Origin of the sequence: Halomarinibacterium sedimenti (genome assembly GCF_019312585.1) — a bacterium.
GTDB lineage: Bacteria > Bacteroidota > Bacteroidia > Flavobacteriales > Flavobacteriaceae > Halomarinibacterium > Halomarinibacterium sedimenti.
In genome coordinates, this window is record NZ_JAHWDP010000004.1 from 67741 (window position 1) to 82404 (window position 14664).

The 14664-nt window shown below is 34.0% G+C and carries 18 protein-coding genes; 3 read left to right on the forward strand and 15 right to left on the reverse strand.

Annotation, left to right across the window (positions count from 1 at the left end; genetic code table 11):
- The first annotated feature begins 120 nt into the window (after nt 1–120).
- Nucleotides 121–1818, forward strand: a complete 1698-nt coding sequence (locus tag KXJ69_RS10290; RefSeq protein ID WP_219053026.1) for a T9SS type A sorting domain-containing protein — start codon at nt 121–123, stop codon at nt 1816–1818.
- Nucleotides 1819–2160: 342 nt separating this feature from the next.
- A complete protein-coding gene (locus tag KXJ69_RS10295; RefSeq protein ID WP_219053027.1) occupies nt 2161–3063 on the forward strand; it encodes a helix-turn-helix domain-containing protein in 903 nt (300 codons plus the stop codon).
- A 28-nt stretch (nt 3064–3091) separates the two neighbouring features.
- On the opposite strand, the gene KXJ69_RS10300 is transcribed toward KXJ69_RS10295, so the two are convergent.
- The 4 genes from KXJ69_RS10300 to KXJ69_RS10315 all read right to left on the reverse strand — a co-directional run bounded on the left by KXJ69_RS10300 (nt 3092) and on the right by KXJ69_RS10315 (nt 5019).
- The gene (locus KXJ69_RS10300; RefSeq protein WP_219053028.1) at nt 3092–3304 is read right to left on the reverse strand and encodes a YgaP family membrane protein; all 213 of its coding nucleotides are present in this window, start codon (nt 3302–3304) and stop codon (nt 3092–3094) included.
- Nucleotides 3301–3837 (reverse strand): DinB family protein, encoded by a 537-nt coding sequence (locus KXJ69_RS10305; protein WP_219053029.1) that lies wholly within the window; start codon nt 3835–3837, stop codon nt 3301–3303. The genes KXJ69_RS10300 and KXJ69_RS10305 overlap by 4 nt, the downstream gene beginning before the upstream one ends.
- Nucleotides 3838–3978: 141 nt before the next feature.
- The gene (locus KXJ69_RS10310) at nt 3979–4485 is read right to left on the reverse strand and encodes a hypothetical protein (RefSeq protein ID WP_219053030.1); all 507 of its coding nucleotides are present in this window, start codon (nt 4483–4485) and stop codon (nt 3979–3981) included.
- Nucleotides 4486–4647: 162 nt separating this feature from the next.
- A complete protein-coding gene (locus KXJ69_RS10315) occupies nt 4648–5019 on the reverse strand; it encodes a cupin domain-containing protein (protein WP_219053031.1) in 372 nt (123 codons plus the stop codon).
- Between the two features lie 95 nt (nt 5020–5114).
- On the opposite strand from KXJ69_RS10315, the gene KXJ69_RS10320 reads away from it, so the two are divergent.
- On the forward strand, nt 5115–6212 hold the full coding sequence (locus KXJ69_RS10320) for an acyloxyacyl hydrolase (RefSeq protein WP_219053032.1): 1098 nt from the start codon (nt 5115–5117) through the stop codon (nt 6210–6212).
- A gap of 39 nt (nt 6213–6251) precedes the next feature.
- Here the strand turns inward: KXJ69_RS10320 and KXJ69_RS10325 are convergent, their stop codons facing one another.
- The 11 genes from KXJ69_RS10325 to KXJ69_RS10375 form a co-directional block, all read right to left on the reverse strand.
- Nucleotides 6252–7010, reverse strand: coding sequence for a DUF6090 family protein (locus KXJ69_RS10325; protein ID WP_219053033.1), 759 nt, complete (start codon nt 7008–7010; stop codon nt 6252–6254).
- Between the two features lie 9 nt (nt 7011–7019).
- The gene (locus KXJ69_RS10330) at nt 7020–7733 is read right to left on the reverse strand and encodes a DUF6090 family protein (RefSeq protein ID WP_219053034.1); all 714 of its coding nucleotides are present in this window, start codon (nt 7731–7733) and stop codon (nt 7020–7022) included.
- Nucleotide 7734: 1 nt separating this feature from the next.
- Complete coding sequence (locus tag KXJ69_RS10335) at nt 7735–8505, reverse strand: DUF6090 family protein (RefSeq protein WP_219053035.1); 771 nt, start codon at nt 8503–8505, stop codon at nt 7735–7737.
- A 5-nt stretch (nt 8506–8510) separates the two neighbouring features.
- Nucleotides 8511–9239 (reverse strand): DUF6090 family protein, encoded by a 729-nt coding sequence (locus KXJ69_RS10340; RefSeq protein WP_219053036.1) that lies wholly within the window; start codon nt 9237–9239, stop codon nt 8511–8513.
- Nucleotides 9236–10036, reverse strand: a complete 801-nt coding sequence (locus KXJ69_RS10345; RefSeq protein WP_219053037.1) for a DUF6090 family protein — start codon at nt 10034–10036, stop codon at nt 9236–9238. Before KXJ69_RS10345 ends, KXJ69_RS10340 begins: the two co-directional genes overlap by 4 nt.
- The gene (locus KXJ69_RS10350) at nt 10029–10808 is read right to left on the reverse strand and encodes a DUF6090 family protein (RefSeq protein ID WP_219053038.1); all 780 of its coding nucleotides are present in this window, start codon (nt 10806–10808) and stop codon (nt 10029–10031) included. The genes KXJ69_RS10345 and KXJ69_RS10350 overlap by 8 nt, the downstream gene beginning before the upstream one ends.
- 42 nt (nt 10809–10850) lie before the next feature.
- Complete coding sequence (locus KXJ69_RS10355) at nt 10851–11357, reverse strand: RidA family protein (RefSeq protein ID WP_219053039.1); 507 nt, start codon at nt 11355–11357, stop codon at nt 10851–10853.
- Between the two features lie 35 nt (nt 11358–11392).
- Entirely contained in the window at nt 11393–12184 is a 792-nt protein-coding gene (locus tag KXJ69_RS10360; protein WP_219053040.1) for a DUF6090 family protein, read from the reverse strand.
- A 3-nt stretch (nt 12185–12187) separates the two neighbouring features.
- Entirely contained in the window at nt 12188–12931 is a 744-nt protein-coding gene (locus KXJ69_RS10365; protein WP_219053041.1) for a DUF6090 family protein, read from the reverse strand.
- Nucleotides 12932–12959: 28 nt separating this feature from the next.
- Nucleotides 12960–13685: a hypothetical protein gene (locus KXJ69_RS10370; RefSeq protein ID WP_219053042.1), complete on the reverse strand. Its 726-nt coding sequence runs from the start codon at nt 13683–13685 to the stop codon at nt 12960–12962.
- Between the two features lie 81 nt (nt 13686–13766).
- Entirely contained in the window at nt 13767–14654 is an 888-nt protein-coding gene (locus KXJ69_RS10375) for an ester cyclase (protein WP_219053043.1), read from the reverse strand.
- Nucleotides 14655–14664: the final 10 nt, after the last annotated feature.

Sequence of the window (14664 nt, forward strand, 5' to 3'; positions counted from 1 at the left end):
TACTAATAAAAAGGTCTCATTGCTTCCAATAAGACATCTAAACCAAACCGTTTTATTTTTTTTGCACCTAAAATTATGCATAGGCATAGATTAGTATTATTTAAATAAAACAAATTAGCTATGAAGTTTATTAATTACATTAATTTATTGAGTGTTTTCTTAGTTTCTGGATTGGGGATCGCTCAAAGTTTTGAATGGGGTGGTCGTTTTGGTGGTATTGGGGAAGATGTGGTACGCGCCATGCATGTAGATCATGAAGGAAATTCTTACACCACAGGATATTTCAGTGATATTGCAGACTTTGACATCGACCCAGAAGTTGAATATTTATTAACATCCAATGGATTTTTTGATGTCTTTGTTCAAAAAAATGACACACAAGGAAATTTATTATGGGCGTTAAATATTGGCGGAGAATTTTTCGAATATGCAGTTGGAATTACAACCGATCATCTAGGAAATATTTATGTAACTGGGGTGTATGAGGGAATCGTTGATTTTGACCCAGGAATTGGCGAATTCTTTTTAACATCTACAGGAGGATTAGATATTTTTATTTTAAAATTAAATGAATCTGGGGGGTTTGAATGGGCAAAAAGTATTGGCGGGGTAGGATATGAAGAATCTACATCCATTGCAATTGACTCGACAGGGAAAATAGTTGTTTTAGGATATTTTTATGACCCTGCAGATTTTGACCCAGGAGTGGGGGACTATACCTTAATTTCAAATGGTTCTGCCGATGTGTTTATCCTTCAGTTGGATGAAAATGGGGAATTTATAAGTGCAAATCAATTTGGAGGATCTGATTTAGATTTAGGATTAGATATGAAAATGGGAGTCCAAGACGATCTTTTTATTACGGGTTCTTTTGCAGGAACAGCAGATTTAGACCCTCGTGATTTGGAGGAGTATTGGGTTACTTCTTCTGGTCAGTTTTCGGGGTTCTTAATTCATCTTTCAAATGCTGGAGAGTTATTACAAGTTTTTTATACCGATGGGGGGGAAACTATTAGTAATTCTATAACCGCTGATGTCCTTGGCAACTCTTATTTGAGCGGTTATTTTAGTGGAATAGTAGACTTTAATCCAACTTCAGGTAATTCAGATTTTGTGTTTACGGCAGATGTATCCTATAATGGATACATCATGAAAATCGATCCATCGGGAAATGTATTATGGGTTCGTCAAATGGGAGGAGAAAGCCCGTTTTTTTCTTTTGACCTAGCTTTAGATTCGAACGGAAATTTATTATCAACAGGTTACTTTGATGGAACTGTTGATTTCGACCCATCCCCAACCGTTGAATATTTTTTAACCAAAGAATCTGCCAATGCAATGGACGCGTTTCTGTTAAAACTGTCCAATGATGGAAATTTTGAATCTGCATTTCAATTTGGTGGTGCAGACTTTATAGATACTCATAGAATAGGTGTTGATGGAGCAGACAATATTTACCTTTCAGCTCATTTTCAATTGGAGATAGATATAAATCCAGAGCCAGGAAATTCTGAACTAGTTGTTGCAGAAGATTTAAGAGACAATTATTTAATTAAGGTTTCATCGGGAATTTTAGGTACCCCAATATTTAATAAAAGGGATCTAGCATTTTACCCAAACCCTGCAAAAAGTGTTGTTTTTATCCTATCCAATGAGAATATTGTAGGTCTGGACTTTTCAATTTTTAATGTCCTTGGGCAGCAACTTAAAACAGGATTTCTTTCAAATGATAAGAGTATTGATATTGAAGACCTTAAAAGTGGAATTTACTTTATAAAAATAGGAACAAATAATTCAATAAAGTTGATAAAAGAATAGGGGGATCATTCGGTAATTCCTTATTGTAAATCTACAAATAATGTTCTATTTTTCAGTATGGAAAAGTGGAGCATGTTTGTAGATTTTGTTTTAATAGGCGGGATGGTAATCCTAAGCCTTTTTATTGTGTTTATTTTGAAAAGTAAACCCCAGTTTTCCAAAAAACTTCTGGTTGTTTTTTTTGTTAGCGCTATATTTTTTTTGCTGTATTACTATGGCTATTTGCATAGATTACGAATTGTAGGGGCACTTGCAATCTTGTTTGGCAATGGAGCTGGATTTTTATTGGGACCTATCCTTTTTTTCTATATAAGATCTTTGGTGCAACAAAAGCAAAAGATTTTGAATTCGCTTTTTTTACACTTGATTCCCTTTTATGTTTTTTGGGCTTTTGTATCCTTGCCAGTGGCGCTAAGTCTGGGAGCAAGCGCCTTTAGGTCTTATCACGAGAAATACCTTCTGGTGGCCGACTATATAAACATTGTGGAAAACATTTATTTTATGATATATGCTTATTTCTCGTTTCGATTAGTAAAGCGAATCAATAAAGTGTATAAGGAAAGTTATTCCTATAGAACCAAAGATAACCTTGAGTGGGCCGAATATTTGATTCTAGGGTTAATGGCTATAATAATACTCGATACCTTATTTTCAATCTACGAATTAATTTTTCCCATAATTACCTGGAATATAGGAACCGTAATTGCCTTTTTATTTGTTGGATTTTATTCTTTTTTGGGCTATAAGGGAATGTTTCAGGCCAATATTTTACTACCAGAGTTTTTATTTTCTGAAATTCACCCCAATCCTCCTAGCCATGATTCAGAAAGGGCAGAGCACTTAAAATTGCAAAAGTCAATTCGACAATTGGACACACTTTCAGACACCGAAATAAGTCAATTAAAAGAAAAGTTATATACCTTATTGGAACGGGATAAGATTTATCTCAATGATTCGCTAAGCTTATTAGACCTTGCCAAAGAATTGGAGATATCGGAAAAGAAATTGTCTGAACTTTTAAATCAGCATTTACATGTAAATTTTTACAATTTTATTAATGAATATCGAGTAGCCGAAGTAAAAAAGCGACTGGAAGGAGGTGATAACGAAAAGTATACCCTTCTTGGAATTGCATTTGATAGCGGCTTTCAATCCAAAGCCAGTTTTAATAGAGTATTTAAACAAAAAACGGGTATGTCACCTTCTAGGTATCGAAGGTCCATTGAGGCTGCAAAGGTACCTTAACTGGTCAAGCCAACCAGGTACCCGAATCTTATTTTTTGATTCTACAGGTATTCCACCCAAAAATAGGATATAACGGACAAAAACCACTAATACCCGTAAAGGTAGTGGCGATGGCAAAAAGGAGTAGCAATATTCCCCAAAAACCCTCTACAGTTCCTGTAAAATAGAGTGTAACGGCAATTATTGCAAGGATAAATCTTATCGCTCTATCAAATTTACCCATGTTTTTTGGAAGTTTCATTCTTTTGGTGTCTGTTTAACAATGGTTAAATATTGTGTCCAAGGGCCAATCTCATTTTTATACTGTTTTGCCATGACACGGCTTACTTGGGCGATATGCCCTAAATCGTGCACGACCCAAGCTGCTAACATATTTTTTAACGTAATGATTCCAAGGGAAGGATGAATTGCTGTTCGGGTTAAATCTTTTTCTGAAAGATTTTTGGAGCGCAGTGTGTTGAGATTTTCGTTCCGAAGGGTTTCAAATTCTCTTAATAATTCTTCCAAAGATTTTCCTTTACTCATTTCAAATTGTGCAAAGCGATCGTAAGGGGTAAAGGTATTATTTTCGGAATCACTCAACACAATTTCTAAGCGTGGCATCCAATCGGTTTTTTCGCCGTGTACTAGGTGACCTATTACATCGTAGGGACTCCAGGTATCTTGACCCTCGTTACTTTGTGTCCAATCTTTTGAAAGACCCAAAAGAAGCTCTTTCATCACGTAAGGTGTGCGTTCCAAAATTTCTATTGCCTTTTCGAGTTGGAATTCCATTATTTCGGTTCAATAATTAAAAATGGCCTTGCTGCTTCCTGCATTTTGTAGATCTATAATCAATTTTTTGGCTTTGTAAAAATACAAATAAAAAACCCAGGACTTGCCTGGGTTACTTTTTAATAAAGCTTACTGCTTTAATTATTTTTTTTCAGGAGTTTCTACTACAGTAGTATCGTTCAATTTTGCCATTAATTCCTCGTGCATCATCATCATTTTTTCGTAGCCACTTTTAAGGTTTTCATTTTCTTGAATTATTTTGGCATTGTTCTCAATTATGGTATTGATTTGCGCTTCTTTCTCCTCCGCTGTTAGGGTAGCAAATTTAGATGCAACCTCACTATAACCAGCCATCATTTTCTTTTGTTCTTCTAATACCGCAGTTTGACTAGCGAAAACTACTTCGTGTTCTGCCATAGTTGCCATTAGGGTAGAGTCTATAGGGCTCATGGTATTCATCTTTTCTTTCATGGAATTGTGCATTGTCACGATTTTGTCATGAGTAGCTTGAAACTCAGATGAAACAGTTTGTAAGCTGTCGGTTTGGCTCATTAATTTTGTGAATTTTTCATCCAATTCTTTAGACTTGTTGTCACATGAGATAGCTAAAACAGCTACAGAGGTAAGGGCTAAAATTATTTTTTTCATTTTTAAAATTGTTTTTTGTTATTTGGTTTGAACAGAGGGGTCTTGCTCTGTTTCAAGCGCGCAAATGTAATAAAAAAGTGATTCAATATTTAAAAGTGAGAAAATTTTTTTAATAACTGAAAATGAAATCATTAGAGGCAAAAAGAGAAATATTTTAAGTTTCTATTTAGGCTCCACGATTAAAAATACAGCTGTGCTATCACCAACATTTTGCACTTCGTGGATTGAGGGTTCTGCTTTGTAAAAATCGTATCCAGTAGGAACCTTTACTTCACGCGTCCCGGTATCGTCGGTAATTTTAAAGGTACTTCCTTTAAGGGTATATCCAAAATGAGGCGCGTGTTCGTGACGTTCGTGACCTACCCCTGGTGCGAAGGTGCATTTTAGGACACGTATGGTATGGTCTTCTTGTAATACTTCGCAAACCGCTTGTCCTTTCCAACCTGCCTCAAGTGGGTCTGGCAATTCAGTAGAGTTATTACAACTGTATATCGTTAAGACAATGCCTAGGGCAAAAGTTGAATTTAGTTTCATAATTTAAAAGTAGGTTTTTTTATGTTACTGAGATTATTTAGCAAAGGGTTTCAACCAAATAGGTTATTTTAGTTTTACAATCTAGTTTTTGTTCCATGCTTCGATTCTTTTCCACTATATCACTTTTGTTTTTTATTTATTCTGTGACCGCACAAATAGAAACGAAAGATGAAATCACCAACCCCTCTGTTTTGGAAATGCATATTGATTATGGTTTTTTAATAAATCATTCCTCTTCATTACGTGAACTAGGAAATTCAAACCCTTATGCTTTGGGGGTAGACTGGGGTAAGATGTTGCTTTCTCCAAAGGCTTGGGAATTTTGTAGTTGTTTCCCAAAATTAGGAGTGAGTCTTACCTATTGGAATTGGGACAATCCGGATGCGTTGGGCCACGGATTATTGGCGATTGCTTATGCCGAACCCCATTTCGGAACCCAAAATCGATTAAATTATTTTTTCAGAATGGGGCTGGGTGCTGCTTACATGACCCACCCTTACGACGTTGAAGAAAACCCCCTAAACCTATCATATAGTACACGTCTAAATTTTCCTTTGCTAGTGGGTGCCGGTGTTAACTATAGGTTAAGCAATAGTTGGAATTTGCGGTTACTTGCTAAGTACAACCATCTTTCAAACGGAGGCATAAGTAGCCCAAATAAAGGACTTAACTTTCCTACTCTTAGTTTAGGGGTTAGTAAAAGTCTAGCTCCCATCAATTTTCCTGATTTTAATCAAAATGGCAAACGGGAAGCACCAGAGGATAAAGCCAGGCTGTCTTTCACCCATTTCTCTGGTTGGAGTAATGCTACGGTGGGTGGCAAAGACAAATTTTATGTATTGGGTTTTGCTTTTAACTACAGTCGCTGGATGGTTGGAAGAAGTGCACTAACCGGTGGAACTGAATGGGTTTATGACTATTCCCGAAGAGAACAAATAGCTCTTGAAGGTCGTGACGATAGTTTTCTGAAAGCTGCCGTATTACTGGGTCATGAATTTTGGTTAGGGAGGGTGACTTTTGGCCAACAATTGGGAGTTTATTATTTTAATAAGTATCGAATTAACGATGATGTTTATCAACGCTATGTCCTCACCTACGATTTTTCTAAAAGGATATTTGGTGGAATTAGCTTGAAGGCGCATCGTCATGTGGCCGACTTTTTTGATTTTAGAGTGGGTTATCGGTTTTATTAATTGATTTTATAGTTTATTAGGAAGCGTTCGAACTTTTCTTTATTCAATTTGGGTATCAATGATTTGTATAATTTCTTCAATTTGTTTTTTAAGGACTTTATACCTTCCTTCTAAATAGCCAGACGTATAGATAAAGCCCGTTAAGAGATTGTCAAATCTTTTATCATTTAAAAGATGAAGATTACTATCCAAAAATCGGCCCTGGTCTACCCCAAACTGTGTTCCATAAGCATCATAAATCATTCTTCGTACACTCACATAGTCGTGACCCATAAACATTAATTCGTAACGCATTAAGGATAATTCATCCTTTTCTTGGAATCTAATTTTAAGTAGTAAACCGTCCAATGTGGCGAGTGCGTTTTTTAATTCTTTGTTTTGAAAAATATTGAGTTTTCCAGAGTTTATAATTTCATTGGTGACCCCAGAGCCTGGCCGATATTGAACTTCAGCGTTCACAGTGCCAAAGTACAATTTTGCAAACTTTTCCTCAGTAATATTTGGAGTGTCTGGACCCGTGTAGGTTGATAATTCCAGCGCATTTTTAAGCAGCGAAGCGTTTAGTTTGATGACCCGATCTACTTCTATAAGGTTGTTTTCAAATTCCCTTTTTAGAGCACTGAGGTAATCCTGTTCCTGATTGTGTTGCTTGCGTTGTTCGTTTAAATTATTAATCTGTAGTGCAATTAAAATACCTATGACCACAAGGATGATTTCACCAATAGCGTACTTTACATACTTGCCAGTTTTTCCTTGTGAAAGAAGATTTTTACGGATGTTTCGGAAGAACTTAATCATAATTGTATTCTAATTTTTTCGTGCGATTTCATCATCTAGCAATTTGTTAATGCTATTAATTCTAAAAACAATATTCTCGTAGGCTTCATTTTTTCCCGTCATTAAATCGGCTACGAGCGCAAAAAGATTTTGAAATTCGAAAGAATATAATTTTTCAATGTTTTCAGCTCTCATATTGAGCACTTTTATGGAGCTTATGATATTTGGAACCACAAATTTAATTACGGCTTGAGAATGTGTGTCTTCCAATTTATTAATATAGATGTACTTCTCTTCTAATTGCTGAAGTGCTTCAATAATTTGTTGATTTTTTAGGAGCTTAATTTCGCCACTATTCACCATCGTTTCATAAATATTACTTTGGCGATGGAAGTCTGAAAATTCTAATAAATTTACACTAATTCTAACTAAGCTATCTACTAGGGTTGTGTCATTTTCCTCAATTATGTTTATGGCTTGCTGGTATTCCTTTAAATAATGGGTGTTATAGTCAATATTGACATTAATTGCATTTTTATCTTCTATTAATTGTCTCTTTATGTTCTTATAATATTTTAACTCATTCGACTCTTCGATGCTCTTTTCATTCCAATTATTAATGGAGAGCGCAATCAAAATACCTATGACTACGAGGATGATTTCTCCAATGGCATATTTGGCATACTTAGTAGTTTTTCCTTCATTAAGTACGTTTTTGCGGATATTTCGGAAGAATTTAATCATACTATTTTTCAAGTTTTTTAATTTCCTCATCGAGGAGCATTATAAGTCTTTCCGATTTTTCTTTGGCTTGTGAAAGAGGGTTGCGGACATACCAAAACAACTGATTTTTTAAACTCTTTATAAAATATAGATACTCATCATCTTTTTTTAGTTTTTCATAATCAATAGGCGTCATCGTTTTCTCACTCAGGTTTTCTTTATAATCTGGATCATCCCAAGAATTGCCCCAAAATTCGTTAAATCTACCTATGAAGATATTTTTGCTAGCATCTTCCATAATTGTTGCATATCGATTCATTCTTACATCAAAAGTCCTTTTTGCAAATGAATAATAGCTTATAAGTTCTTTTTTTAAGCTGTCATTTGAGATAATATTTAAATCGGTGGAAGTCATGGTTTCAAAAACCTCTTGGTCAATTTTTGGAGACCATAAGCTGGTTTTATTTCTAAAATGCCCCCGAAGTGAATCGTGATACGGTAAGCCCTCTTTCATATGAGTAAGAATTATATGTATAGAATTATCAGCTCTGTCGAAGGCTCTTCCATACCACCTTACTTCCTCTAAATCGCCGGCAATGGTAGTTCGAAAATTACGAAGCATTTTTAATTCTTCCGTTTTTAGTTTCCTTTCTTCATTCCAATTATTAATCTGAAGCGCTATCAATATCCCAATTACAACCAATACGATCTCACCAATGGCGTAAAGCAAATATTTGCTGAATTTATTTTCAGACAGGAGTTTTTGACGGATACGGCGAAAGAATTTTATCATAATTCTTAGTTTCGATGTTGGAGCTCTTCTTCAATTAGTTTTATGAGTGATCTTGCATTTTTAATTCCAAATGCTTTGTAATATCTAATAGAGGTTTTATTAAAGCCTATTCTGTTATTTAAGTAGTTTCTATAATAGGAATTATTCGACAGTTCTTCATAATTTTCTGGAATGACCTCTCCCACATAATTATATTCCTTAAAGTATTTTCGAAATACATCTTGCTGGTCATTAAATAACATATCCCATTCAGAATCATTCCAGCTCAATAAATAGGCATAATTACGTTGATAATGACTAACAATGGCATTTTTCAATGAATCATTTTTAATGAGTCTCATGCCTTCCATATTTATACTATTATATGCCGTCATGGTCACCAAAAACTTAGGTGCCAATGTGATATTTCCAAAATGTTTATACAAGGTATCATTTTCTGGGATTTTATTTTTGAAAGCAGAAAGAATGATATTTGCTGACTCATTAGACCTTTCGTGGAAACCAATATTATCTTCCATATCTAAAATATCCGCTTTCAAATTTTCTTGCATTTCTTGAAGCAGTGCCAACTCTAAATTCTGTTCCTTTCGTGTTTCGTTCCAATTATTTATTTGTAAGGCAATTAAAATTCCTATAACTACTAAAAAAATCTCACCAATTGCATACTTTACATATTTGGTGGTTTTACCTTCATTGAGAATGTTTTGACGAGTTTTTCGGAAGAATTTAATCATTTTGTCATATTTTCCAATTGGCCTTTTACAGAATTAAGTTGTAATAGGACGTAATTAACATATGCTAGTTTGGAGTCTAAATTTCCAATCAAAAATACTAAGTCTTTTTTCAATTGGGGATCATTCAATAAGTTGTTAAATACTGATTGTGCATTTTTTGGGGCAAGGCCTATAGTACAATTTTCTGGTAAAGTAACCGAAATGCTTCTTCTTGTACCAATGTAAATGTCCCCGCAATTTGTCCTTATCATGTCCTGTATTACATGTGGCATTGTACTTCTTAAGTTTTCCCTATATCTGTTGGGGAGATTAATAATAACAGATTCATTCCACTTAAGTTCATAATAGGAGATTATGGATTGTTTAAGACTGTCACTTCGCAGCAAGTTTATTTGTCCGGAGGCAATTAATTCCAAATAGGTTGAGTTTGGCGCCCTTGCATCGTTAATTTGACTCGCTTGATAGAGGTCTATTAAACCTTCCTCGGGGTTGTGGGAGGTATTATCATAACTTTCAAAATATTGTATAGCCTTTTTGGCACTATTGCTTACTTGCGTGTTATAATTAATATAAGATTGTAAATAATTTTCTTCTTCAGTTAAATCATCCAAAAGACGAGAAATATAATTGGCCTCCATTTCATTGTTCTTTCTCATTTCGTTCCAATTGTTAATCTGCAGCGCAATTAAAATACCAATCACCACGAGGATGATTTCTCCAATAGCATACAACAAATACTTACTGAATTTATTTTCAGACACTAGTTTCTGGCGGATTTTTCGGAAGAATTTAATCATTTGTTAAAATTGAACGGTCCTCGGTTAATTCAGATTCTATCAAGTGTATTATAGAATCAATCTCATTGTGTAAATTTTTTCTATATCCCAAAGCTTCATTGGTAAGTACAGACTTTATACCCATTAAATTTCGTACTTTGGGTTTGTCCATAATTTCTATATAATCGTTCTTGGGTCCCAGAGTAATATTGTAATTGGGCAGTTTAAATTTGAGTAATTGAAGAAAATTAACGTCTATGACACAAATCTCATCAATTCTCATTTGGTGTACATTCATTCTATCCAAAATAAGTCTATCTAGATTAATAATGTTTGCGTCTAGAACACTAAGTCTATCACGAATTTCATTGTTTTTGATGATGGCTATTTTTCCAGCATTTTTTAAATCTGAATAGGTGTTTATTACAGGCACCTGAATTTCAAAATCCCAAAAGGCCTTGTTAAAATATTCGGTGGTTTTTACATCGTCTTCTAGAACCACCCTGATTGAATCTTTATGCAGAACAGTTTCAATAATGTCTAAGTAATATTGCTCACTCGCTATATATTCTTCAGAAAAAAATTTGGCTGATTTCAAATCTTCAAGTAATATAGATAGGATGGCCGTTTCGACCTTTTTTTCTTTTCTTGTCTCATTCCAATTGTTAATTTGTAATGCGATAAGAATACCAATTACAACGAGTGCTATCTCGCCAATGGCATATTTTAGGTACTTGGCCGTTTTCCCTTGAGAAATCAAGTTTTGACGAATTTTTCTGAAGAATTTAATCATTAGATTATTCTGTTATGAAAGAGAGCTAGAATTGTTTTGTGATTATTTGGATTTATGAACTTCTAATTCTATTTCAATCATAAACTCAGGGATTGCCAATTCTTTAACCCCAAGCCAAGAGCCCGTTGGAAAATGGTTCTTGTAAATCTCACCGCGGTATGCAGCATTTTCAAGGAACAAAGGCATATTGGTGGTGAAAATGTTTTCTACTACCACATCGTCAAAAGTGCACCCAAAATGTTTTAATACTTTATCCAAATCTGAATAACAATTCTTCATTTGCTGTGCTAAATCACCTACGGCGGTTGGATTACCTTCATCGTCCATACTTACAGCGCCAGAAACTTTAATACTGTTCCCTATTTTAACAGCGTGGGAATATCCGTAGGCTTTTTCAACTTCCGGGCGGAGTAAAAAGTATTCTGGTTTTTCGGGTTCAATTGTGACTTCTTTTTCAATTTCTTTGGTTAATTCTTTTTCCTTTTGTTCACAGCTTGAAAGGGAAAAAATGAAAGCAAGAATAAGAGAAGTAATAGTTAGTTTTTTCATAATGGGGTGGTTTTATTAAAGTTAGTTATTGTATTCTATTCTTTTGAAATTTCTTCATCAATTAAAGCAATTAAATTTTCGATGTATTGAACTAAATCTTTGTGGATTCCTGCTAAGTAACCATTATTCATAAAGGAAAGTCTAAGGCCATTTTTAAATTTCTCGTTATGATGTTGCCATTTGGCATCTTCAATGAGTCTCTTATATAAAGCTGGGTCAATATCTTTGGCAGTGAGTCTTTTTGGAAACCCAAAAGCGGGTTCCTTTATATCAAAAAACCCAAGTGCAACCATATTTTCAACATGAGGGTCGTATAAATATGTTTCGTATTCTCTTCTCATATGGTTTTCGCCCAACGCAATGGCTACATAGGTTTTGTCTAATTCTAATAATCTATTTTTAATGGAATCGTTTTTAATAAAACTAAGGTTTCCCGAACTTAATAATTCCTTATAGGTATTGTTATTAGGAACAAAAGTGTTCCAAATAAAAACACGTTCGTAAGTATCAGTATATCGTTCAACATCTTCAATAGTTTGAGGCTCAGCTCCATTTATTAAATCGGAACTGGCTTTAGCTTTCTGAAAACGATAGTTTGCAAAGAGGGTATTGTTTTCAACTTCACTTACCAAATCGGCACGAAGGTTTTTTAGGAAATTAACTTCCACCGCACGTTCTTTCCTTCGTTCATTCCAGTTGTTAATTTGCAAGGCAATCAAAATACCTATAACCACAAGGATGATTTCACCAATAGCATATAGAAAATACTTGCTGAATTTATTTTCAGACAGTAGTTTTTGACGAATTTTTCGAAAGAATTTTATCATTGGTTATAGCATTTTTAAAATATTGCTTGAAGACACTAACAAATCGGAATAAAACTTTTTGAGTGCAACGCTTTGAAAATAACGTGAGGTGATTAACGATTCTAGTGTTTTATCTGCCAAGAAATCTTTTTCGTTTATAGTGCTTATTGGTCTTGGATCATCTTTATAGTAATTTTTTAAAAATTCCCATTCGTTATATTTTTGAAAAATTACAGGATAGTTTTCATTGATATAAACCTCATATTTACTCTGAATTTGTGTGTTTGATATATACTCGCGCTCTTGAGCACTTTTAATTAATGCATAGTAATCTAAAATAGCTGTCTGTAATTCGGTTTTTAAGAATGGAATTTCATTAGACTGCGTCATGGTTTCTATAGCATTTGTGTTTGGTCTAAACTGATATTCTAACAATAGTTTTACTAAATATTTTGAGGTGTATTTATCAATTGGAATTAGCGTTTTCATTTGCATCATTAATGAATCTGAATAATTAAAATTATCAATCATATTTTGATGCAATTGTGTTAATTGAACGTGATCTTCATTTAAATTTTGCTTTAAAATAGTTAAGTGATCCGAAATGGACTTGTTTATCTTTTTTTCTTCATTCCAATTATTAATCTGCAACGCAATCAATATTCCAATTACAACTAGAAAAATTTCACCAATTGCATACAGAAAATACTTGTTGAATTTGTTTTCAGATAGTAATTTTTGTCGGATTTTTCGAAAGAATTTTATCATTGATCGGCGTTTATACTTTGTTTATTTTCTATCTGGATTCAATATACAACTGTAAACTTTGTATCAAATTTTCAATTTCATTTCCACAAGTTCTTACGTTACCCCTTAGGCGTTTTGCTCCTACAACAAATAATTTGCTGTTCAAAATATATTGCTCCTTCACCAGCTCCACGTTTTTTAGAATAGTATCAATAGGTCTATCTAAGTCTAACAAATCGTTAGGTGTTAGGAAATTCAATCGAGTAAATGTTCCATACTCATTTGATTTGTCGAATGCAATGTCTATTCTTTTAAGTCTAATGCGATATACATCATCGATTCTTTTGTTTAAACTATCTGGTATCTGTTTCCAAAAATTACTCGATGAAAGTCCTGAATAAATTGGGGAGTTTTGATTTAGAAAATAATTATCCTGCCCCAGAATATTTAGATTGTCTCTTAAGTTTATAGTGTCGATTCTCTTTGTATTTTCCCACATTTCAATTGATTCCTCAAATCTTTTGATAAAGTGATTGGCGTTTGTGAGGTCAGATAAATTCTCTTTTCTTTTTTCCTCTAGGTCAGAAATCAACAAATTGATAAGTTCTTTTTCTAAGGCCTTTTCTTTTCTCGCTTCATTATTATTGTTTATCTGAAGCGCAATTAAAATACCAATGACCACAAGAACAATTTCCCCAATGGCATACATGAAATATTTGCTGAACTTATTTTCAGACAGTAGTTTTTGACGAATTTTTCGAAAGAATTTGATCATCCTTTAGGGTTTGATTTCAAAAAAAAGAACCTCAGCTAAATGTAATATTGAAATTTAGCTGAGATACTTAGTATAATATTTTTATTTTTTGCTTACATCATGGAGTTGTTTGGTATCAACATACTGTTGGAAAGAAATTATTTTCCCGTCTTTTAAAGTCCATAAATGTGCTGCTTGGGAATTAAGTTCTTTTCCAGTACTTTTATTCGTTCCTTTATAACGCAGTGTAGCCAAAACTTGATTGTTTTCCATATTGTGAAGCACAATATCGTTTAAAGTGAAATTAGGAAATCCTTCCAGTACTCGAGTAAAAACACCGTTTAAAACTGCATCTGGACCAATATAAGGGTTTCTGTCCGCTAGCGCATTGCCTTCGGCTTCATTCCATACCACTTTTTCATCTAATGCTGCTAAAACAGCAGGGACATCTCCTTTGCCGAAATTGGTATATAAGCTTGAAACAACAGAGATATTATCAGTATTCAGTAAAGGGTCAATTCCTAATTGTGCCATAAACGCCAAATTGTCCATAAAATCTTGTTCTTGAGCAATCTTGCCATCTTTCATTACGGCGATAGTGGATCCTTCAACTTCTATTTGTTTTCCTGTGGCTGGAATTCCAAAAAATTCACCACTATGGGTTCCTTTAAATTTCCAGTGTTTCACCAACTTATCTCCCTGTCCAAATATATCGACAATGGAGAATTCGGGATTTGAAAATCCTGTGGTAAAATTGGAATAATAGGCTTTAAACGCATCGATGCCTACTACATTTTCTGGGCTGGTGATGAGGGTGATTTGAGAATCGAAATTTGAATCGTTGATAAGATCTAGCTTACCCTCATTAATAATTTCGTCCCAGACCGAAGTATACTTGGAAATATTGTCTTCTACTTGTTTGTTAGGGTTAGAACAGGCAGTCACAATGAATAGTGCTGCAACAAAAAATAATTTAATAGTTGTTTTCATATTGTTTTTG

Excerpts from the sequence above, each read along its gene's own strand:
- KXJ69_RS10365 (WP_219053041.1), bottom strand. The coding sequence starts at position 12,931 with ATGATAAAATTCTTTCGAAAAATCCGACAAAAATTACTATCTGAAAAC.
- KXJ69_RS10370 (WP_219053042.1), bottom strand. The coding sequence starts at position 13,685 with ATGATCAAATTCTTTCGAAAAATTCGTCAAAAACTACTGTCTGAAAAT.
- KXJ69_RS10300 (WP_219053028.1), bottom strand. The coding sequence starts at position 3,304 with ATGAAACTTCCAAAAAACATGGGTAAATTTGATAGAGCGATAAGATTT.
- KXJ69_RS10320 (WP_219053032.1), top strand. The coding sequence starts at position 5,115 with ATGCTTCGATTCTTTTCCACTATATCACTTTTGTTTTTTATTTATTCT.
- KXJ69_RS10360 (WP_219053040.1), bottom strand. The coding sequence starts at position 12,184 with ATGATAAAATTCTTTCGAAAAATTCGTCAAAAACTACTGTCTGAAAAT.
- KXJ69_RS10325 (WP_219053033.1), bottom strand. The coding sequence starts at position 7,010 with ATGATTAAGTTCTTCCGAAACATCCGTAAAAATCTTCTTTCACAAGGA.
- KXJ69_RS10305 (WP_219053029.1), bottom strand. The coding sequence starts at position 3,837 with ATGGAATTCCAACTCGAAAAGGCAATAGAAATTTTGGAACGCACACCT.
- KXJ69_RS10330 (WP_219053034.1), bottom strand. The coding sequence starts at position 7,733 with ATGATTAAATTCTTCCGAAATATCCGCAAAAACGTACTTAATGAAGGA.
- KXJ69_RS10290 (WP_219053026.1), top strand. The coding sequence starts at position 121 with ATGAAGTTTATTAATTACATTAATTTATTGAGTGTTTTCTTAGTTTCT.
- KXJ69_RS10375 (WP_219053043.1), bottom strand. The coding sequence starts at position 14,654 with ATGAAAACAACTATTAAATTATTTTTTGTTGCAGCACTATTCATTGTG.
- KXJ69_RS10350 (WP_219053038.1), bottom strand. The coding sequence starts at position 10,808 with ATGATTAAATTCTTCAGAAAAATTCGTCAAAACTTGATTTCTCAAGGG.
- KXJ69_RS10310 (WP_219053030.1), bottom strand. The coding sequence starts at position 4,485 with ATGAAAAAAATAATTTTAGCCCTTACCTCTGTAGCTGTTTTAGCTATC.
- KXJ69_RS10335 (WP_219053035.1), bottom strand. The coding sequence starts at position 8,505 with ATGATAAAATTCTTTCGCCGTATCCGTCAAAAACTCCTGTCTGAAAAT.
- KXJ69_RS10340 (WP_219053036.1), bottom strand. The coding sequence starts at position 9,239 with ATGATTAAATTCTTCCGAAAAACTCGTCAAAACATTCTCAATGAAGGT.
- KXJ69_RS10345 (WP_219053037.1), bottom strand. The coding sequence starts at position 10,036 with ATGATTAAATTCTTCCGAAAAATCCGCCAGAAACTAGTGTCTGAAAAT.
- KXJ69_RS10355 (WP_219053039.1), bottom strand. The coding sequence starts at position 11,357 with ATGAAAAAACTAACTATTACTTCTCTTATTCTTGCTTTCATTTTTTCC.
- KXJ69_RS10315 (WP_219053031.1), bottom strand. The coding sequence starts at position 5,019 with ATGAAACTAAATTCAACTTTTGCCCTAGGCATTGTCTTAACGATATAC.